The sequence below is a fragment of the Allofournierella sp. CML151 genome (genome assembly GCF_027853465.1).
In the GTDB taxonomy this organism is placed as follows: Bacteria; Bacillota; Clostridia; order Oscillospirales; family Ruminococcaceae; genus Allofournierella.
Genome location: NZ_JAPNNW010000003.1, coordinates 213,113 through 232,899, shown reverse-complemented (window position 1 = coordinate 232,899; position 19,787 = coordinate 213,113). Strand labels below are relative to the sequence as shown.

General features: G+C 58.9%; 19 protein-coding genes and 1 pseudogene. 5 read left to right on the top strand and 15 right to left on the bottom strand.

Annotated features, from left to right (window positions below):
• Window positions 1-215: 215 nt before the first annotated feature.
• Window positions 216-1,271 carry a helix-turn-helix domain-containing protein gene (locus PH256_RS04000; RefSeq protein ID WP_270913081.1) on the bottom strand — a complete coding sequence of 352 codons (1,056 nt, stop codon included), beginning with the start codon at window positions 1,269-1,271 and terminating at the stop codon, window positions 216-218.
• Window positions 1,272-1,427: 156 nt separating this feature from the next.
• Complete coding sequence (locus PH256_RS03995; protein WP_242956098.1) at window positions 1,428-2,153, bottom strand: Bax inhibitor-1/YccA family protein; 726 nt, start codon at window positions 2,151-2,153, stop codon at window positions 1,428-1,430.
• A gap of 151 nt (window positions 2,154-2,304) precedes the next feature.
• Here PH256_RS03995 and hemW point away from each other — a divergent pair, with 151 nt between their 5' ends.
• A complete protein-coding gene (gene hemW / locus PH256_RS03990) occupies window positions 2,305-3,396 on the top strand; it encodes a radical SAM family heme chaperone HemW (RefSeq protein WP_270913079.1) in 1,092 nt (363 codons plus the stop codon).
• 151 nt (window positions 3,397-3,547) lie between these two features.
• Here hemW and PH256_RS03985 read toward each other — a convergent pair whose 3' ends face one another.
• The 4 genes from PH256_RS03985 to PH256_RS03970 all read right to left on the bottom strand — a co-directional run bounded on the left by PH256_RS03985 (window position 3,548) and on the right by PH256_RS03970 (window position 7,771).
• Window positions 3,548-5,152, bottom strand: coding sequence for an MBL fold metallo-hydrolase RNA specificity domain-containing protein (locus PH256_RS03985; protein WP_087183421.1), 1,605 nt, complete (start codon window positions 5,150-5,152; stop codon window positions 3,548-3,550).
• Between the two features lie 231 nt (window positions 5,153-5,383).
• Window positions 5,384-5,947 (bottom strand): ATP-binding cassette domain-containing protein, encoded by a 564-nt coding sequence (locus PH256_RS03980; protein ID WP_270913078.1) that lies wholly within the window; start codon window positions 5,945-5,947, stop codon window positions 5,384-5,386.
• On the bottom strand, window positions 5,944-6,702 hold the full coding sequence (locus PH256_RS03975; RefSeq protein ID WP_270913077.1) for an ABC transporter permease: 759 nt from the start codon (window positions 6,700-6,702) through the stop codon (window positions 5,944-5,946). The genes PH256_RS03980 and PH256_RS03975 overlap by 4 nt, the downstream gene beginning before the upstream one ends.
• On the bottom strand, window positions 6,689-7,771 hold the full coding sequence (locus tag PH256_RS03970; RefSeq protein ID WP_270913075.1) for an ABC transporter substrate-binding protein: 1,083 nt from the start codon (window positions 7,769-7,771) through the stop codon (window positions 6,689-6,691). The genes PH256_RS03975 and PH256_RS03970 overlap by 14 nt, the downstream gene beginning before the upstream one ends.
• 129 nt (window positions 7,772-7,900) lie before the next feature.
• Here PH256_RS03970 and PH256_RS03965 point away from each other — a divergent pair, with 129 nt between their 5' ends.
• The 4 genes and pseudogenes from PH256_RS03965 to PH256_RS03950 form a co-directional block, all read left to right on the top strand.
• The gene (locus PH256_RS03965) at window positions 7,901-8,608 is read left to right on the top strand and encodes a Crp/Fnr family transcriptional regulator (RefSeq protein WP_242956099.1); all 708 of its coding nucleotides are present in this window, start codon (window positions 7,901-7,903) and stop codon (window positions 8,606-8,608) included.
• A gap of 18 nt (window positions 8,609-8,626) precedes the next feature.
• Window positions 8,627-9,595 (top strand): glycosyltransferase family 2 protein, encoded by a 969-nt coding sequence (locus PH256_RS03960; RefSeq protein ID WP_087183425.1) that lies wholly within the window; start codon window positions 8,627-8,629, stop codon window positions 9,593-9,595.
• Window positions 9,596-9,696: 101 nt separating this feature from the next.
• Window positions 9,697-10,743 carry an acyltransferase gene (locus PH256_RS03955; RefSeq protein WP_270913074.1) on the top strand — a complete coding sequence of 349 codons (1,047 nt, stop codon included), beginning with the start codon at window positions 9,697-9,699 and terminating at the stop codon, window positions 10,741-10,743.
• 42 nt (window positions 10,744-10,785) lie between these two features.
• A pseudogene (locus PH256_RS03950) lies at window positions 10,786-11,346 on the top strand (flavin reductase family protein); the annotation flags it as partial.
• A 250-nt stretch (window positions 11,347-11,596) separates the two neighbouring features.
• On the opposite strand, the gene PH256_RS03945 reads toward PH256_RS03950, so the two are convergent.
• The 9 genes from PH256_RS03945 to PH256_RS03905 all read right to left on the bottom strand — a co-directional run bounded on the left by PH256_RS03945 (window position 11,597) and on the right by PH256_RS03905 (window position 19,767).
• On the bottom strand, window positions 11,597-11,869 hold the full coding sequence (locus PH256_RS03945) for a GNAT family N-acetyltransferase (protein WP_087183429.1): 273 nt from the start codon (window positions 11,867-11,869) through the stop codon (window positions 11,597-11,599).
• 49 nt (window positions 11,870-11,918) lie between these two features.
• Complete coding sequence (locus PH256_RS03940; RefSeq protein WP_270913072.1) at window positions 11,919-12,173, bottom strand: hypothetical protein; 255 nt, start codon at window positions 12,171-12,173, stop codon at window positions 11,919-11,921.
• Between the two features lie 16 nt (window positions 12,174-12,189).
• Window positions 12,190-14,034 carry a glycosyltransferase family 2 protein gene (locus tag PH256_RS03935; RefSeq protein ID WP_270913071.1) on the bottom strand — a complete coding sequence of 615 codons (1,845 nt, stop codon included), beginning with the start codon at window positions 14,032-14,034 and terminating at the stop codon, window positions 12,190-12,192.
• Between the two features lie 47 nt (window positions 14,035-14,081).
• The gene (locus PH256_RS03930; RefSeq protein ID WP_270913070.1) at window positions 14,082-15,959 is read right to left on the bottom strand and encodes a glycosyltransferase family 2 protein; all 1,878 of its coding nucleotides are present in this window, start codon (window positions 15,957-15,959) and stop codon (window positions 14,082-14,084) included.
• A gap of 78 nt (window positions 15,960-16,037) precedes the next feature.
• Entirely contained in the window at window positions 16,038-16,754 is a 717-nt protein-coding gene (locus PH256_RS03925) for an ABC transporter ATP-binding protein (protein WP_087183528.1), read from the bottom strand.
• A 50-nt stretch (window positions 16,755-16,804) separates the two neighbouring features.
• Complete coding sequence (locus PH256_RS03920) at window positions 16,805-17,599, bottom strand: ABC transporter permease (RefSeq protein ID WP_270913069.1); 795 nt, start codon at window positions 17,597-17,599, stop codon at window positions 16,805-16,807.
• Window positions 17,600-17,611: 12 nt separating this feature from the next.
• Window positions 17,612-18,178 carry a dTDP-4-dehydrorhamnose 3,5-epimerase gene (gene rfbC, locus PH256_RS03915; protein WP_270913068.1) on the bottom strand — a complete coding sequence of 189 codons (567 nt, stop codon included), beginning with the start codon at window positions 18,176-18,178 and terminating at the stop codon, window positions 17,612-17,614.
• A gap of 34 nt (window positions 18,179-18,212) precedes the next feature.
• Window positions 18,213-18,653 (bottom strand): sugar 3,4-ketoisomerase, encoded by a 441-nt coding sequence (locus PH256_RS03910; RefSeq protein WP_087181605.1) that lies wholly within the window; start codon window positions 18,651-18,653, stop codon window positions 18,213-18,215.
• A 13-nt stretch (window positions 18,654-18,666) separates the two neighbouring features.
• Entirely contained in the window at window positions 18,667-19,767 is a 1,101-nt protein-coding gene (locus tag PH256_RS03905) for a DegT/DnrJ/EryC1/StrS family aminotransferase (RefSeq protein WP_087183435.1), read from the bottom strand.
• Window positions 19,768-19,787: the final 20 nt, after the last annotated feature.

Here is a 19,787-nt window from a genome sequence, read left to right as displayed (position 1 = left end):
GCAGAGCGGGCGCATCATTGAAGCGCCCGCAGCCCGTGCCCCAGGATTTTGGATGCAGAAATTGCGAAAAGGGACGGCGCAAGCCTTGGTGGCTTGCCCGTCCCTTTGAACATTTTGTGCGCCAAAATCCTACGGCAGAACCGTTGGTTTCTTATGTCACGTTGGCTGAGGCATCGGGGTGTTTTTCCTATTGGTCATCCAATTCACAAAGTGATTCACCAGCTGCCGCCGCCCTGCATGAATACAGCCGCCAGCAGCTGCAGAACCATCAGCGCCGCCGCGCCCAGCAGCATGGCCGCTCCGCTTTTGTTCATTTTCCATCTTTGCCCCTCGGCCGCCATTCGTTTTGCCCGGCTCGTCTGGCACAGCAAAAAGACGATGCCCAGGCAGACGCCCGGCAGCATGGTGGCTATCTGCGCTATGGCTCCCGGGCTGTTGTTGGGGATGCGGAACACCCCCGCACAGAAAAGGCAGAGAAAGAATTGCGCCCCGAACAGCCCGCTCCACCAGAGCACCGGCTTTGCCTGCTGGGTCTGGATATCCTTTGCCAGCTCACACCCCGGCTTCGCTTTGGCCGCAAGACCGGGATACCCGGTGACCAGATTCCGGCCGTATTTGTACTGGGCGCAGCCGATGGCCCCCAACAGCCCGATTGTCTGAACCAGGAGCAGAACACCAAAACTCCATTCACCGGGAATAAACGCCAGCGGCACCGCGATCAGACTGATGCCTGCCGTGGTCAGCTGAACCCACAGATCCATGGCACGCACCAGAGTTTCCAGCTTTTTTCTATCATAAGCCGCGTCCGGGTCATAGCCCGCCAGCATGGTATAGTCGCCGCTGGAGATCATCACCGCCAGCATCGGGTGCAGGCTGCCGCCGCACAAAAACAGCAGCACCGGCAAAAGTACCCAGTCCAGCTGCCCCCGCGCTGCCCCCAGCACAAACAGCCCAAGCTGTACTGCCAGTGCCAGCCAGAAGGCAAATCGGGTGGCCTTTTGCCAGGCGGCACAGCGGCGGCGGAACGAGGCATCCGGGTCCAGCCCGCCCACCAGCTCATCCAGGCTGCAGCCCAGCGCTTCGGTCAACTGTTGCAGGGTGGCAAGGTCCGGCTGGGTTCGGTTTTGCTCCCAGCGGCTCACCGCCTGCCGGGTCACGAACAGCTGCCCGGCCAGCTGCTGCTGGCTCAGACCCGCCGCCCGGCGCAAGGCCGCCAGCCTGCCGCCGAAGTCCTTACTCTGCTCTGTTTTTGTTTGCTGCTGTTCGCTCATGGTATTGCCCCGCTTTCCGCCCGGCGCCATGCCGGTTTTCTGCCCTCAGTATAGCACCGGCCCACGGCACGCCGCAAGCAACAGCCTGTTGCCCGCCCCTTCAGGCGCAGAAAAAGGCGGGAGCCGGTGGCTCCCGCCTGGGTGATTCAGTTCCGATCAGTCCCGGCTGCGACCGAAGATGCGCAGCAGGTACAAAAACAGGTTGATGAAATCCAGATACAGCTGCAGCGCCGCAAAGATGGAGGCCTTTTTCGCCATGGCCTCGTTGCCTGCGTAGGCGAAGTACAGCGCCTTGATCTTCTGGGTGTCGTAAGCGGTGTAGCAGGAGAAGATCACGATGCCCAGAATACTGAACAGGATGCTGGACCCGCTCATAAAGAACATGCCGATCACACTTACGATCATCAGCACGATCAGGCCAACCATCAGCGGGGTGCGCCAGCTGGTCAGGTCCCGCTTGGTCAGGTAGCCGTAGGCGGCCATCACGCCGAAGTACAACGCAGCCGCGCCAAAGGCCATGAGCACATCACCCATGCCATACAGCCACAGGTAGGAGCTGAACACAAGACCATTCACCGCCGCATAGACGAAAAACAGCGCCCGGGCCGAGCCCACGCTCATGCTGTGCAGCCGGGAGACCAGCGCCATAACCAGCACGATCTCCAGAATCGCCAGACCAAAGAAGGCGAAGCTGGAACGCAGCAGGTAGAAGCCCAGATTGCTCGCATAGGCCGCCAACGATACACCGAAGGTGACCAGCAGGCCCGCAAACATCCACAAAAAGGTTTTCGCGGTGTAGTTGCTCAGGGTCTCGTACTGGAATTTTTCATTCATATAAACGGTGTTAGGGCCGGAATTGTTCCATTGATTGTAATCGTTCATATCATCAGATCCTTTCTTTAAGACTGATTATATCGTATATTATATCTGGATTTGTAAATAAAATCAAAATCTTTTATAATGACTTTGTGACAAGATCCCCAAAAAGCCGGTGCGGCATTCGAAAACAACACCGGCGGAAGGAGCGTTTTTCATGGCCTTTGGTCTTTATCTTCATATCCCCTATTGCCTGGCCAAATGCCGCTACTGTGATTTTTACTCCAAGGGCGGCAGCCGGGGCGTTCCGCAGGAATATGTGGACGCGCTGGTGCTCCGGATGGACCGCTTTCGCCGGCAGGGTCTTTTGCCGGAGCATCCGGATACGGTGTACTTCGGCGGCGGTACCCCCAGCCTTTTAACGCCGGAGCAGGCCGCCCGCCTCATCTCCGCCGCCTCCCCCGCCCCCGGCGCGGAGGTAACGCTGGAGGCAAACCCGGAAACCGTGGACGAAGCCAGCCTCACCGGCTTTTTGCAGGCGGGGGTGAATCGGCTGAGTCTGGGGGTGCAGACCGCCTTTGATGAAAGCCTGACCCGTCTGGGCCGCCCCCACACCGCCGCCCAGAGCCGCCAGGCCTTTGCCGCCGCCCGCCGGGCGGGCTTTGCCAACATCAGCGGTGACATCATGATGGCCCTGCCCCACTATACGCGGCAGGAGTTCGACGCTACCCTGGAGCTGATTGCTTCCGGCGGTGCCACCCACATCTCAGCCTATCTGCTGAAGATCGAGCCAGGCACTGCCTTCGGCAAAAGCCCTCCCGCCGGGCTGCCGGACGAGGACGCTGCCGCGGATTTTTACCTATACGGTGTGGAGCAGCTGGAAAAGGCCGGTTTTGCCCAGTACGAAATCAGCAACTTTGCCCGCCCCGGCTTCGAGGGGAAGCACAACCTTTTATACTGGAACTGCCAGGATTATCTGGGGCTTGGCCCCGCGGCCCACAGCTGCGTAAACGACAGGCGCTTTTACTGGCCCGGCGACACCCATGCCTTTCTGGACCCGAACTGCCAGCCGGTGCAGGACGGCGGCTGCGACGCGGAGGATTACATCCTGTTGCAGCTGCGGCTGACCAGCGGCCTGGACCTGAACGCCCTGAAAGCGCAATACAATGTGGAATTTTCGCAAAAGCAATTGCGTTTTGTAGAAAAATGTGTGACCGCCGGGTATGCCCGCTTTCAAAACAACGTGCTCACCCTCACCCCTGCCGGGTTGATTATTCAGAACAGCATCCTGTGCGAATTGTTGGACTGAAGCTGCATCTGCAGCTTTCCTCCAATCTTCACGGAGAATATTACACCGTTAAAAATCCGCCCGCCTTCGGTTTTGTTCGAAAGCGGGTGGACTTTTTATACAGCTTTTTTACAAATCGTATACTTTTTATTATTTTCTACAGTTTTCCGGGTCAATCCTCCCATTTCTCGCACAGAGCTTCCACCTGGCTTGCCATGCGGGCCAGCTCCTTGTTGGCGTGCCCCTCCTTGGCCTTGATGATGTTCAGCAGGCGATGACCGGCATCCAGCAGGCGGCGGAACACCGGGTTCTGACTGCGCAGGCCTGCCTTCTTCTCCTCGATGCGCTTGCGGTTGCCCAAAGCCAGGCAGTGACCGCTTACCAGATCGTAAATCGCGCCGTTGTAGGGAGCGCTGGCGGAGTAGCCCAGCTCGGCCATCAGCCGGTTGGCAAAGATATCGCAGACGGTGTCTTCACCATGGGTCACAAACACATGCTGAGGCTTATGGTCCTTGAAGGCGGCGGCCCAGCGCATCAGGCCCTCGTTGTCTGCGTGGCCGGAAACGCCTGCCAGCACCTTGATCTGAGCCCGCACCTCAATGGTCTCGCCGAACAGCCGGACCTCCTTGGCGCCTTCCACCAGAGCGCGGCCCAGGGTGCCGGGGCTCTGGTATCCCACGAAGAGCACGGTGCACTGGGGCTGCCACAGGTTATGCTTCAGGTGATGGCGGATGCGTCCCGCCTCACACATACCGCTGGCAGAAAGAATCACCTTGCGGCTCTGGTCAAAGTTGATGGCCTTGGAATCGTCGCTGCTCACGGCCAGCTTCAGGCCCTTGAAGCTGATGGGATTGACCCCCTGCTGCACCAGTGCCCGAGCCTCCTCGTCGTAGCATTCCGACCACTGATCCCGGAAGATATGGGTGGCCTCCACGGCCAGCGGACTGTCCACATAGACGGTGAAGTCGCCGTAGCCCTTCACCAGGTTCTGCTCCTTGATCTGCCGCAGGAAATACAGCATTTCCTGGGTACGGCCCACCGCGAAGCTGGGGATGACCAGATTGCCGCCCCGGTCGAAGGTCTCCTGAATGACCCCCGCCAGCTCGGTCACGTAATCCGGCCGGGGACCGTGGCTCCGGTCGCCGTAGGTGGATTCCATCACCACATAGTCCGCTTCGGAAATGTATTGCGGGTCCTTGAGCAGCGGCTGGTGGTCGTTGCCGATGTCGCCCGAGAAGACCAGCTTTTTGGTGACTTCTCCCTCGGTAACCCATAGTTCGATGCTGGCCGAGCCCAGTAGATGGCCCACATCCACAAACCGGCCCTTCACGCCGTGGGCCACATTAAAGGTCTCGCCGTAATCAATCGGTTCAAACAGCTTCAGTGCGTCCTCCGCATCCTGCATGGTGTAGATGGGCTCGTATTCCGCCGCGCCCGAACGCTTTGCCTTACGGTTGCGCCATTCCGCCTCAAATTCCTGGATGTGGGCGGAGTCGCGCAGCATGATGTTGCACAGCTCGGCGGTGGCGGTGGTGGCAAACACCGGCCCCCGATACCCGTTTTTCACCATCAGCGGGATGCGGCCGGAATGGTCGATGTGGGCGTGGGTGAGCAGCAGGCTGTCCACCTGGCCGGGTGCCAGCGGTAGGGGCTGATTTTCATAAATATCCTTGCCCTGCTCCATGCCGCAGTCGATCATGATGTTCTGGTCGTTTGCCTGAAGCAGATAACAGCTTCCGGTGACCTCATGGGCTGCGCCCAAAAATGTAAGCTTCATATCCTGCGGGGCCTCCTTTATTGCCGCCCGCACCTACACCCGAACGGGGCGGCGCGGGCCGGTCCTGTCGTTACCTTTATTATAGTCTTTGACCCCGGCGCTTACAAGCAAATTGTCAAAAACAAAAGCAAACAGATTGTAAATTTTAGGCAATACCGCACAATTTAAGATGAAGGTGCGGGCAAAACTGCCTGATACAATCTGTTTGCTTTTTATCCGTTTTTCTGCAGTTTACAAAATTTCCACACTGGCTCCTCCGAAGGCTTCGCCCTCCTGCTCGTCGTGTGTGATGAGCAGCAGCCAGCGGCCTTCCATCATCCGGCTCACCCAGTTCATGGCCCGCTGGCGCGTTTCCTCGTCCAGACCCTTAAAGGGCTCGTCCAGAATCACACCCTCTGCCGGGGCCAGCACCGCCCGGGCCAATGCCACCCGCCGGGCCTGCCCGCCGGACAGCTGCCGTGCAGGCTTGGACCAGTCCTCTTCGCAAAGGCCCAGCTGGGTTAGAGCCGTTTCGATCTGTTCCCGCCGCAGCTGGGGGCAGCACAGGGCCACATTGCCCACTGCTGTGAGCTGGCCGCAGAGCCGGTCCTCCTGGAACTGGGCCACGATCCGGCCGTCGGTTTCCACCCGGCCCGCATCCGGCGCTTCCAGTCCCAACAACAGCCGGGCCAGGGTGGTCTTGCCCCGGCCGGAAGGTGCCATCAGCACGTTGGTGCCCTCCAGGGTCAGGTTCAGGTCCCGCAGCACCCATTGGTCCCCGTAACGCTTGCTCACGCCGCTCAGCACCGCCTTCATGCGCCGCCTCCTTCCAGCCGCCTGCCCGCTGCCGCCAGCAGCCGGACAAACACTGCTTCAAACGCACCGCTCACCAGTACGATCACCGCCGTCCAGGCGAACAGCTCGCCGGTCTCCAGATAGAGCTTTGCCTGATACAGCGCCTCGCCGATGCTGCCGTCCGGAAGGCCGATGACCTCGGCGGCAATGCCGCTTTTCCAGGCAAGGCCCATGCCCACGGTACAGCTCTGCACAAAATAGGGCCAGACCTGGGGCAGCCAGATGGCCCACAAAGCCCGGGAAAAGGGAATACAGAACACCTTCGCCATTTCCAGCAGCTGCCGGTCGGTCTGCTGGATGCCCTCCAGCACCGCGGTATACACCACCGGCAGCACCATCAAAAAGCCGATGAGCACCGCCAGGTTGGCACTGCGCACCCACAAAAGAGCCAGGATGATAAAGCTGGCCACCGGCACCGCCTTGATCAGCTGCATCAGCGGCTGGATCAGCACCCGCACCGGCTCCAGCCAGGCGCTGGCCGCCGCCAGCACCACACCCGCCGCCAGCGCGCTGAAAAAGCCCGCCAGAATACGCAGGGCGCTGAAGCCCACCCGCTGCCAGAACACTGCGGTGGGCACAAGGCCCACCAGCTTTTCCAGGGTTTCCAGAGGGGAGGCCAGCAGAAATTTCTGGGGAATCGCCATGGCCCCAAACTGCCAGACCGCCACCCAAAACAGGATGGCGGCCGCTTGTTTGATTCGTTTATTCCACTCCATAGTAGAAGTCGTCGCCCGGCAGTGCGCCGCCCACCGAAGCGGCATCCTGCTGGTACAGCACGTCCAGATAGCCGCTCAGGGCCTGCTTCATGTCCGCGCCGTCCATGTAGGTGATGTTGCAGGCGGGCAGAGCCTTCTCGGCCAGGGGGGCCTTGGCCACGATGCCATACTCCGCCACCAGCTGGGCCGCATCGGCGGTGTTGGCGGTCACCCACTCAATGCTGCTGCGGTAGTCCGCCAGGAAGGCCTCCAGCTCCTCGGGATGCTGCTCGGCGTAGTCGCTGCGCACAGCCAGCACACCGGTGATCAGCTGGGAATCCGGGTCAATCTTATTCCATTCCTCGGTCAGGTCCAGCGCCACGGTCAGGCCCTCTACCTGAGCCTGGGCGGCAGTCACATAGGGCTGGGGCAGAACCGCCACGGCGCCTTCGCCCGCGCTCTGCAGCGTGGACAGTACCTCGGTGGCCTCGCTCTTGTACTCGATGGTCACATCCTTGGCCGGGTCAATGCCGTTTTCACTGAGGATGTAGTTGAGCACGTACTCGGGGGTGGTGCCCTTGCCGGTGGAGTAGATGGTCTTGCCGGCCAGGTCGGCTACACTGGCCACCTCGTCGCCGGTGGTCACCACATACAGAACGCCCAGGGTGTTCACCGCAGCCACCTGAATCTGGCCCTCGGTCTTCTGGTACAGGGTAGCGGCCAGGTTGGCGGGGATGGCCGCCGCGTCCAGCTCGCCCTTGGTGAGCAGCGGCACAATCTCATCCGCTGCGCCGTACATGGTCACCTCATACAAGGGGCTCTCCATGCTCTCCTGGTCCTTCATCAGCTTGACCATACCCATGGTGGTGGGACCCTGCAGGCCCGCAATGCGCATGGCGCCGTCGGCGGCGGTGCTCTCAGAAGCACTTGCGGCAGTGCTTTCCGCCTGGCTGGAGGCAGGCGCGCTGGACGCAGCCTGAGAGGAAGCCGCCTGGGAAGACGCGGTACTGCTGGGAGTGCCGGTGCTGCCGCAGGCAGCCAGGCTCAGGGCCATCGCGGCCGCCATTACCATGCTCAACAAACGTTTCATGAAAGTTCTCTCCTTCTGGGCAGTTGTTCCGGTAAGATCCGGTTTGCCTTTTTATTTGTATTCTACTATAATAAAAGAAATTATGCCGTTGCGGCGGCAACCAACCACCCGCACAAAGGAGCCAATGCCATGCGCAATTCCATTCTACTGGAAGATCACCTTCCCATCCTGCTGCAAACCACCCTGTTCCGGGGCCTGAGCCTGGCGGAGCTGCGCATGACCATGGAGTGTTTCCAGCCCGCCGCCCGCGCTTTTTCCAAGGGCGAGATCGTGCTGCTTTCCGGCTATGAAATGCGGGATGTGGGCATCGTGCTGGCCGGGCAGGTGGAGGCGGTAAAAAACACACCGGACGGCGGCAGCGTAGCCATCACCCTGATGGAAGCAGGAAGTCTGTTCGGCGACGTACTCAGCGGCAGCAGCACAAAAAGCCCGGTCACGGTGATCGCCAAAACCGACTGCCAGGTGCTGTTCGTCCCCTATCAGAAGATTTTGCACCCCTGCGCTCGGATGCACGGCAGTCATTTTCAGCTGATGCAGAATCTGGTGTGCACCATTTCGGACAAATACTTCGCTTTGAACCGCCGGGTGGACCTGCTGATTTTAAAGAGCCTGCGCAGCAAACTGTGCGCCTATCTGCTGGAGGAGGCCGCCCGGGCCGGAGCTGACACCTTTACTATCCCCTTTTCCCGTGCCGGGCTGGCGGATTACCTGAACTGCGAACGCAGCGCGCTCAGCCGGGAGATCTCCCGCATGCGGGATGAGGGCCTGATTGAAACCTACAAAAACAGCTTCAAGCTGCTGAATAAGGCGGAACTGACCCGTCAATATCACTGTTAAAAGGAGATATAAGCTATTATGAAAGCCCCCATTTTATACATTGTTATTCCCTGCTACAACGAGCAGGAGGTTCTGCCCGTAACCAGCGGCATGTTCCTGGAAAAGATCAACAGCCTGATTGAAAAGGGTCGGGTTGCCCCCGAAAGCCGGGTGGTTTTTGTGAACGACGGCTCCAAGGACAATACCTGGAACATCATTCAGGAGCTGGCCAAAAGCGACGAGCACTTCGAGGGAGTCTGTCTTTCCCGCAACCGGGGTCATCAGAACGCCCTGCTGGGCGGTTTGATGACCGTGAAGGACCGGTGTGACATCACCATCAGCATCGACTGCGACGGCCAGGATGACATCAACGCCATGGACGCCATGGTGGATGCCTACTGGGACGGCTGCGAGGTGGTGTACGGCGTGCGCTCCAAGCGGGACACCGACACCTTCTTCAAGCGCTTTACCGCCGAGGGCTTCTACAAGCTGATGAACTGGATGGGCGCGCAGGTGGTATTCAACCATGCGGACTACCGGCTGATGAGCAGCCGGGTGTTGAACGAGTTTGCCAACTTCAAGGAGGTCAACATTTTCCTGCGGGGCATGGTGCCGCTGGTTGGCTTCAAGAGCACCAGTGTGTACTACGAGCGGGCCGAGCGCATCGCGGGCGAAAGCCACTATCCTCTGAAAAAGATGCTGGCTCTGGCCTTTGACGGCATCACCAGCCTGTCGGTGAAACCCATCCGGCTGATTACCGGCTTCGGCGCACTGATTTCCGTGATCAGCTTTGTGGGCGTGATCTGGGCCGTGGTGGAAGCCATTCTGGGCAGCACGGTGGCAGGCTGGGCTTCCACCACCAGCATCGTCTGCTTCATGGGCGGCATCCAGCTGCTGTGCCTGGGCGTGATCGGCGAGTACATCGGCAAGATCTATCTGGAGACAAAGCAGCGCCCCCGTTATATCATCGAGAAGTGCACATGGAACCGTGAAAATTCCCAAAAATAACGAAACCAGCTTTAACTATTAAGGAGAGTTTTGTATTGTGTAGTTCAGCTTCGCTTGGCACTTCCTCCACTTCTGTGCAGCCGCGCAAACGAGATTTTGCATTGGATGCCATCAAAGCCCTGGCAATTTATCTGGTGTGTCAAACCCATTATATGCATTTCAACACTTCCATTTTTGATAATTTTATTGCCATTACTTCCTGCATGGGCGTGCCGCTGTTTTTTATGGTAAACGGAGCTTTGCTGTTGAACCGCGGAAAATGTGATATTCACCGTCACTACCAGAAAACACTGCGGATCATTCTGCTCTGTGCACTCTGGAAACTTCTGAGCATGCTCGTGCAGGCACTTGCCTGGAACAAAGACCTGAGTGCGCTTGCTCCCGGCGATATCCTTTCTTTTTTGATTGGGAAAAACACTCTGGATGGTTTTGAACTGGGGCATTTCTGGTATCTGTATGCTCTTGTTGGAATTTATTGCATTTATCCATTGCTAAAATGCAGCTGGGATTCTTCCGCCGGGCGAACTGCAACGCGTTATCTTCTTGGCATCATTGCTTTTTTCACCTTCGGTTTGAACGGAATTTCTCTTTTATGGGATGTTTTCTGCCATATTTTCAAATTACAGAGCAGTTTCAGCTTTTCTTATATGCAAAGCTTTTACATTTTCGGCACCTACGGATACTGCATTGTTTGGTTCTTACTCGGTGGTGAATTGTACGAATTCACGCAAAAGCACCACAGCACCAGTTACTTGATTCCGGCACTTTGCACCTTTGGTACCGGTTGGCTGCTTCTGCTGGGTATCAATCGTTTTCAGAACCTTAGTGCAGATGTAAACTGCATTGTGATCGATGGATATTTTTCCATTGCAACGGCATTGATGTGCGTATCCTTATTCTATGTTTTCTGTACAACACTGAAAGACCGAAAAAACAGATTGATCCAGTATATTTCTCAAAACACCTGGGGCATTTATATGCTGCACATGCTCGTGGGAATTGTTTTTCTCAAAATACAATTCCGGTTTAATTTCCCCTGCGGCATCGTTTTGAATACAGTCAAAAGCATCTGGATGATTGCAGCTTCCCTTCTGATTATCTGGGTCGCGAAAAAAATCCCCCTGACCCGAAAGCTTTTCTCTTTCTAATCCGGAAGCAACATCAACTTCAATAGCGAAAGGCAACGACAAATGAACAAGATCACCTGGAAGGGCAGCGTACTGCTTGGCCCCATTCCCCCGGTGCTGGTCAGCTGCGGCACGCCGGAGGCTCCCAACGTGTTCACCGTGGCCTGGGCGGGCATTGTGAACACCCACCCACCCCGGGTCTCCATCTCGGTGCGGCCCAGCCGCCACAGCTACGGGCTGATCCAGGAAAGCGGCGCGTTCGTCATCAATCTGCCCACCACCGCCCTGGCCCGGGCCGTAGACTGGTGCGGCGTAAAGAGCGGCCGGGACGTGAACAAATTCGAGGCCATGGGCCTGACTGCTTTGCCTGCCAGTCAGGTGGGCTGCCCCCTGGTGGGAGAAAGCCCGGTGAATCTGGAATGCAAGGTGTTCCAGCAGATCCCTCTGGGCACCCACGATCTGTTTCTGGCGGACGTGGTGGCTGTAAATGTGAGCGAAAACCTGCTGGATGCGGCAGGCAAACTGCATCTGGAGCGGGCAGGCCTTCTGGCCTACGCCCACGGCCAGTACTACAGCCTGGGCGAGGAGCTGGGCACCTTCGGCTGGAGCGTGCGAAAAAAACAGCCTCCGGTCAAAAAAGGTTCGGCACCAAAAAAGCCCGGCTTCGAAAAAGCGCCCCGCAGAGCAGGTGAGGCAAAGCGCGGCCCGGCACCCAAAAAGGCAGGCTATGCCCCCCGCCGCCCCAAAAAGAAATAAGACAGCACCGCACAATTGCAGGCGGCGTTTGCTTTGAATTGCGCGATGTTGCCATAAATCCACACAAAACAAAGGCCGCCGGTCTTCCCTGCTCAGGGAAAACCGGCGGCCTTATTTTTTACTTGTCCAGCAGATCCGCTTCTTCGGGATGCTTTTCAAACCACTTTGCGGCGTAGCTGCAGCTGGTGCGGGCCTTACGGCCGGTTGCACGCAGCTGGGCCACGCACTGCTCCATCAGCTGACCGGCCATGCCCTGGCCCCGCAGCTCCTCGCCCACGAAGGTGTGGTCAATGTCGACCACGCCGGGCGCCACCTGGGGGAAGGTGATCCGGGCCAGTTCCCGGGTCTCGTCGCCGTATACAATGCTGTTTTCGTTGATCTTGAATTCCATAGGATACACCTCTTTTTTGGGGGTAAATTTTCTGCCGGTTTAAAACCGGTCAGTCGTCAAATTCCACGGTGCGGCCGCAGCGGATGCAGCCGCCCTTGCCCTTCCAGCGGGGCAGCACACCGGGGTAGCCGCAGTGGGGGCAGCGCAGTCCGAATTGCTTGACCATCCAGGCGGCCACCACCGTCGCCAGGCCCAGCTCAAACAGGACAAACTGCCTCAGGCAGCCACCGGCAATCACCAGTGCCATGCCCGCCCAGAAGGCCAGGATTACAAACCGCGCCCTGCGGCGCGAAAGCTTTTTCATTTTTGTTTCCTCTCTTTTACAAGGCGGCCTTCGGGTCCTTCAGGTTTCGCAGATCGGCACTCTCGGAAAAATCCTCCCGGTCCAGCGTCAGACTGGGGTTGTAATAGGGATCGTGGGTCAGGCCGTAACGGGTAAAGCGGTCGGTCAGGCGCTTTTGCTCGGTGGCGAACCGCTCCTTCTTGGCTTTGTCCTTCTCATCGCTGCCACGGCTCTTGCTCTCGTAGTGATACAGCCGGGCGTAAGGGGTCCAGACGATCCGGTAACCCGCATCCCGCACCCGCAGGCAGAAGTCCACGTCGTTGAAGGCCACGGTGAAGCCCTCATCCAGGCCGCCCATCTCGTCGTACACCTCGCTGCGCACCAGCAGGCAGGCGGCGGTAACGGCGGAAAAATCCTGCACGGTGGCCAGACGGAACATGTAGCCGCTGCCGCCGGCCTTTTTGTACTTGTGGCTGTGGCCCGCATAGCCGCCCAGACCGGTGATGATGCCCGCGTGCTGGATGGTATCGTCCGGGTAATAGAGCATGGCGCCACAGATGGCCGCGCCGGGGCGGCTGGCCTGCATGAGCATCTCGGTGAGCCATTCACCGTTGATGATCTCCACGTCGTTGTTGAGCAGCAGCAGATACTCGCCCTTGGCAAACTTGCGTCCGAAGTTGTTGATGGCTGAGAAGTTGAAGCCGTCCTCGAACTTCACCACCTGCAGATTGGCAAACCGTTCCTTCGCCTTTTCATAATACTCGAAGGTGGCCGGGTCGGTGGAGTTGTTCTCGATCACGATTACTTCAAAGCGCTGCCAGGTGGTTTTTCCGTAAACCGAGGCAAGGCACTTTTCCAGGTCGTCGGTGTGGTCCTTGTTGGGGATCAGGATGCTCACCAGCGGCTCGCCGGGGATGACCCAGTCCACCTTGTAGGTGCTGGGGAAGATGCCGTCCTTCACCTCACCCTGCTGGCCGGTGCGCTGCAGATGGTCCGCAATGGCCTTCTTCGCCGCCTTGGCCACATAGGGCTTGGCCGCCACACCGCCGCTGGTGCTGGCCGCATGCACCCGCCAGTAATAAAGCACCTGGGGAATGTGGCAGATCTGACTGGGCTTCAGCCGCTCCAGCAGCCGCAGGAACAAATCGTGGTCCTGGCTGCCGTCGCACTCCGGCCGCTCGCCGCCCACCGCCAGAAATTCTGACCGGCGGAACCCCGCCAGATGGCAGATGTAGTTGCAGCAGAGCAGGTAGTCCGGGGCATAATCCGGCTTGAAGTGGCCCACCGTGGGCTTTTCGATCTTCTTGGTGAACAGGGCCTCGTCGCTGTACAGGAAGGCCGCGCCGGTCTCGGCAATGGCCTTCTGCACGGTATAGATGGCGTGTGGAGCCAGCACGTCGTCGTGGTCCGCCAGGGCCAGATATTCCCCGGTGGCCAGCGCCGCCGCGTGGTTGGTGTTGTGGCTGATGCCCTTGTTCTCGATCACCTTATAGCGGATGCGCTCGCCCGCCTTCTGGGCCGCCGCGTCTACCAGCTTTTTCACCGCCGGGCGGTGAGCATCGTCGGAGGCATCCGCCAGGCACAGTTCCCAACCGGGGCTGGTCTGGTTCAGCACACTGTCCAGCAGCTGGCGCAGGAAGGGTTCCGGCGTATTGTACAGCGGCACACAGATGGAGATCACCGGCCCCGGCGCGCCCTGGGCGCACTCCCTGCGCTGGGCCTCCAGCACCTGTTTTTTCGGCAGATAGCGGGCCTTTTTGCCAAAGAAGCGCCGCTTGATGAAGCCAATGGCCCGCCGCAGCACCGGCCCGATTCCCTCCTCCTTCAGCACCTGGAGGGTGTAGGCCATCAGCTCTTTGATGCGTTTCAGTTTCAGATTCAATGGAGGGTCCTCTCCTTTGATGGATTTGAATTTTGGGGCACGCGGCCTTATTTCAGGCCGTAATTTTCAAACAGCAGGTTGAAATGCCGGTTGTAATAGGGGTCGCCCTTCTGGATGAGCGGGGTGTACTTCTCGATGAAGTTCGCCTTTTCCCGCTCGTAGCGCTTGGCGTTCTCGCTCAGGGTATCCAGGCCGCGGCTCTTGCTTTCGTGGTGATAGGCCTCGGCAAAGGGGGTAAACACGTTGAGCAGCCCCTGCTGCCAGAGCTTCAGGCACAGGTCAATGTCGTTGTAGGCCACGGCGAATTTTTCCTCATCCAGGCCGCCGCAGGCATCGTAGAGGGAGGCCTTCACCATCAGGCAGGCGCCGGTCACCGCCATCAGATCCTGCGGGGTGGCCAGCCGGTACAGATCGCCCGCCGAAGCGCGGGGGTGACTCTTATGGCTGTGGCCCGCGGTGCCGTTGATGCCCAGGAACACACCGGCGTGCTGGATGGTATCGTCCGGGAAGTAGAGCTTCGCGCCCACGCAGCCCACGTCCGGCCGCTGACTGTACATGAGCATCTCGGCCAGGAAGCCCTCGCTGAGCAGCTCCACGTCGTTGTTCAAAAGCAGCAGCTGCTCGCCCTTGGCAAATTTGCGGCCGAAGTTGTTGATGGCGGAGAAATTGAACCCGCCCTCGTACTTTACCACCTGCAGGTTGGCAAACTGCTGCTTGGCCTTTTCGTAATATTTGAAGGTGGCCGGATCGGTGGAGTTGTTCTCGATCACGATGACCTCAAACCGGCTGTAGCCCGCATATTTGTACAGGCTTTCCAGACAGCGGGACAGGTCCTCCACATGATCCTTGTTGGGAATCATGATGCTGATGAGCGGGGTGCCAGTCAGTTCATACCGAACCCGGTAGGCGCCGGGGCAGCCCGGAATGCGGGTTGCCTCACCCGCAAGCCCCACTCGTTTCAGGTGGTCGTTGAGGGCCCGCTCGCCCGCCGCCAGTGCATAGGGCTTTGCGTCCATGGAGGAAGCGGTGGAGGCGGCGTGGCTGCGCCAGATGTAAAGGGCATAGGGGATGTGCACAATCTTTTTGGCTTTTTCGGTAAGGCGCAGAATCAGCTCGAAGTCCTGGCTGCCGTCGTACTCCACCCGCTCTCCGCCGCCGGTAGCCTCAAACAGGCCCCGGGAGAAGGCTGCCAGGTGGGTGATGTAGTTGCAGCCCCGCAGATAGTCCGGCTCAAAATCCGGCTTGAAGTGGTAGTCCACCAGATGCTTTAAATCCGCGCTGAGCACAATCTCGTCCGAGTAGACGAAGTCCGCGCCCGCCACGGCGGCCTTTGCCACCTCGTGCAGGGCGTTGCGGTAGAGCACGTCGTCATGGTCCAGCAGGGTCAGCCAGTCGCCGTTTGCCAGCGCGTAGCCCTGGTTGGTGTTGCCTGCGATGCCCTGATTTTCCGCCAGCTTTTTGTAGGTGATGCGCTCGTCCCTTGCGGCATACTTTCGGGCCACCGCACCCACATTAGCGTGTGCTTCGTCCGAAGCATCGGCCAGCACCAGCTGCCAGTTCTGGTAGCTCTGGCCGGTCACGCTCTCGATCATCTGCTTCAAAAAGGGCAGCGGAGTGTTGTAAAGGGGCACCACCACGCTGATCTTCGGCCCGCCGGGTACGCCCTCGGCCCGCTGGTGCTTGAGCATCCGGCGGGTGGGCAGGTCCGCCCGGTACTGCCAGGTATCCCGGTGCAGCGCCAGATTCACCCGGAAGCTGATCTCCCGCCACAGGGCCTGGCCACCCTCCTCTTTGGCCACCTGAGCACACCAGGCGGCCAGCTGCTTCACATGGGCCGGGTCCAGCAGGCGCCTCGCCATACCGCCCACGCTGTCCTTTTGGGCAACATCCGCGGGCAGGGGCTGGTTGTTGTTTTGCTTTGCCATTTCGCACATTCCTTTTGAAAACAGCCAAGGTCAGGCGCGTGGCTGACCGCCCCGTGCCGCCTTGGCTGCGTTTTATTTTCAGTGGCTGCCATCCTCACGGGTGGTCTGCTTATAAGCCTCGCAGACCTCCTGGGTAGGGCCGTTCATCTTGATGCGGCCATGCTCCAGCCAGGCTACCTTGTTGCACATACGCTCGATCTGCTCGATGGAGTGGCTCACCAGAATCACGGTGGTGCCGCCGCTCATCAGCTTCTGCATGCGCTGCTCGCACTTTTCCTGGAACAGAAAGTCACCCACTGCCAGAATCTCGTCGGCAATCAGCACGTCCGGCTTGGTGATGGTGGCCACCGCAAAGGCCAGGCGAGCCACCATGCCGCTGGAGTAGTTCTTCAGCGGCACGTCCAGAAAGTCCCGCAGCTCGCTGAATTCCACGATCTCCTCAAAATGAGCGTCGATGTACTTGGGACTGAAGCCCAGAACCGTGCCGTTCAGGTAGATATTCTCCCGGGCGGTCAGGTCCATGTCAAAACCCGCGCCCAGCTCGATCAGGGGCGCAACGGTACCCCGGACCTTGCAGGTGCCGCTGCTGGGCTTGTACACGCCGGAAATAACCTTGAGCAGGGTGGATTTGCCGCTGCCGTTCAGACCGATCAGGCCGTAAAAATCGCCGGGCTGCACCTGCAGGCTCACGTCCTTCAGAGCAAAAAACTCATCAAACCGCAATTTGCCCTTGACCAGCTGCAGAAAGTATTCCTTCAGGCTCTCGCTTTTTTCCTTGGCCAGGTTGAAGCGCATGGAAACATTATTGACTTCAATGATAGGCTGCTGCAATTTCCCGCGCCTCCTTACATATACAGAACAAATTTATCCTGGGTCTTTTTGAACACAAGCAGACCCAGCGCCAGCATGACCAGCGCCCAGGCGGCACAGATCAGAATCTGCGCACCGCTCAGCAGCTGGCCGTACATCACAGTATCGCGGAAGGCGGTGATGTACTGGTACAGGGGATTCAGGGCAATCAGGCCCTCCAGCAGGGCATTGCCGAACTGCTCAGGAGTGTAGAAGATGGCCGAGAACCACATGAGAATGGTGGTGAATACCTCCCACAGATGGATCACATCCCGGAAGAACACGGCCAAGGCGGACAGTACCATGCCGATGCCCAGGCTGAACACCGCCAGCGTAAGCAGCGGATACAGCCCCAGCAGGATGGTGGGATGCAGCGGTGCCCGGGTGATAAGCATCACGATGATCAGGGCGATGAAGCTGAACAGGCAGTTCACCAGACCGAAGCAGATCTTCTGCAGCGGGAAGATGTATTTCGGGATATACACCTTGCGCAGCAGCATGGCGTTGTTCATCACGCTGGACATGGCCATGGTGGTGGACTCGCGGAAGAAGTTGAACAGCAGCTGGCCGATCACCAGATACACCGCAAAGTTCTCGATGCCCTCGCCCCGCATGCCTGCCATCAGGGTGTTGAAGATCACGAACATCACCGCACACATCATCAGCGGGTTGAGCACGCTCCAGGCCACACCCAGCACACTGCGGCGGTATTTCAGCTTGAAATCACGGCTAATCAGATTGTACAGCAGGTAGCGGTAGCGCAAAAAATCCTGCACATAAAGTTTCAGCATACCGGCGCTCCCTTACCACTTGTTGAAATACTCGAAGTTCTGGGCAGCAAAAGGCTCGTGCTTTTTGTCCTTTTCGCTCAGCAGATACTCACAGCCGCAGTCCGGCCATTCCACGTTCACGGTGGGGTCGTTGTAAGGGATGCCGCCCTCGGCGGTGGGGTCGTAGTAGTCGGTGCACTTGTAGCAGAACTCGGCCTCATCGCTCAGCACCAGGAAGCCGTGAGCAAAGCCCTTGGGCACGTAGAACTGCTTTTTGTTCTCGTCGCTCAGGGTCACGCCCACCCATTTGCCGAAGGTGGCGCTGTTCGGGCGGCAGTCCACGGCCACGTCGAACACCTCGCCTTTGGTCACCCGAACCAGCTTGCCCTGGGTGTGCTCCTTCTGGAAGTGCAGCCCCCGCAGCACGCCCCGGCTGGACTTGGACTGGTTGTCCTGTACGAACTCGTCGGTGATACCGGCGGCGGCAAACTCTTCCTTCTGGAAGGTCTCCATAAAATAGCCGCGGGCATCGCCGAAGACGGTGGGCTCGATCACCAGCACACCGGGCAGCCCGGTCTCAACAAACGTAAACTTCCCCATTTTCGTATGTCTCCTTGTTTTGTTGTTTTGGCTCTCAGCGGTCCGATTCGCTTTCACGGGCCATCTCGGCCCGGAACGCCTCGTAATCGCGGATATATTCTTCTCCATCATAGTGTTCGCTGCAAAGAACCAGCAGCACACTGTCCGGCGAAAAATCGTACATATCCTTCCACACCATGCGAGGAATGTAGATGCCGGTGTTGGGCTGATCCAGGTGATAGACCTGCTCACGGCCCAGGCCGTCGTCCACCCGCACCTTGCTCTTGCCCGCCACATTCACCAGCACGAACTCGGTGTTCCGGTTGGCGTGCTGGCCCCGCATCACGGTGGCGTCACTGCCGTAGATATAGAACACCCGCTGGATGGCAAAGGGCACGTCCCGCTCGCCCTCCACCACGATCAGGCTGCCCCGCTCGTCGCCCAAATCGCCGAAGCGCAGCAGCTTCACTTTATCGTAATTTGTGTTTTGTTTCATCAGCTGTTTTTCCTCACGGCTCCCACTGGTTGATAGCGTCGATCACATAGCGCTGCTCTTCTTCGGTCATACCGTTGTACATGGGCAGGCTGAGCACCTCGCCGGCATAGCGCTCGGCGATGGGGAAATCCCCCACACCGAAGCCCAGATAGGCATATGCCTCGGACAGATGCGGCGGGATGGGGTAATGGATGATGGTGCCAATGCCCTTTTCCTTCAGATAAGCAGCCAGAGCATCGCGTCCCTTGGGCACATGCACCACGTACTGATGCCAGGTGCAGTCTGCCCCGGGGCGGATCTTGGGCAGATGAACGTGGGGATTTTTCAATTCCTTATTGTAGGTCTCGGCAATGGTGCAGCGCTCGGCGTTAAAGCCGTCCAGATGGCTCAGCTTCACCCGCAGCAGGCCTGCCTGCAACTCGTCCAGCCGGGAGTTGGTGCCAACCACCTGGTTGTGATAGCGCTTTTCGCTGCCGTAGTTGCGGTAGACCCGGAACTTCTGCGCCAGCTCGTCGCTGTTCGTCACGATGCAGCCCGCGTCACCAAAGGCGCCGCAGCCCTTGGTGGGGTAGAACGAGAAGCAGCCCACGTCGCCGAAGGTGCCCACGGTCTGGCCCTGCCAGTGGTTGCCGTGGCTCTGGGCGCAGTCCTCCACCACCTTCAGATCATGGGCCTTCGCAATGCCCATGATGCGGGTCATGTCGCAGGATTGGCCATACAGATGCACTGCCAGAATGGCCTTGGTTTTGGGGGTGATGGCGGCCTCGATTTTTTCCGCGTCGATGTTGTCGTATTCGTCCGGCTCCACGAACACCGGGGTGGCCCCGTTCATGGAGATGCCCATCACGCAGGCGATGTAAGCATTGGAGCAGACGATCACCTCGTCGCCCGCGCCCACGCCCAGCAAGCGGAAGCTGATCCACAGCGCGTCCAGCCCGCTGGCCAAACCCACGCAATGCTTCGCGCCGATGTATTCGGCCCATTCCTTTTCAAAGGCCTCCACCTCTTTGCCAAGCACATACCAGCCGCTGCGCAGCACCTGCAGGGCTTTTTCCTCATACTCCGCCGCGTGCAGGCTGTACTGGCGGCCCAGATCATTGGGCATGATGTTCATCAACGCAATTCCCTCCCGCT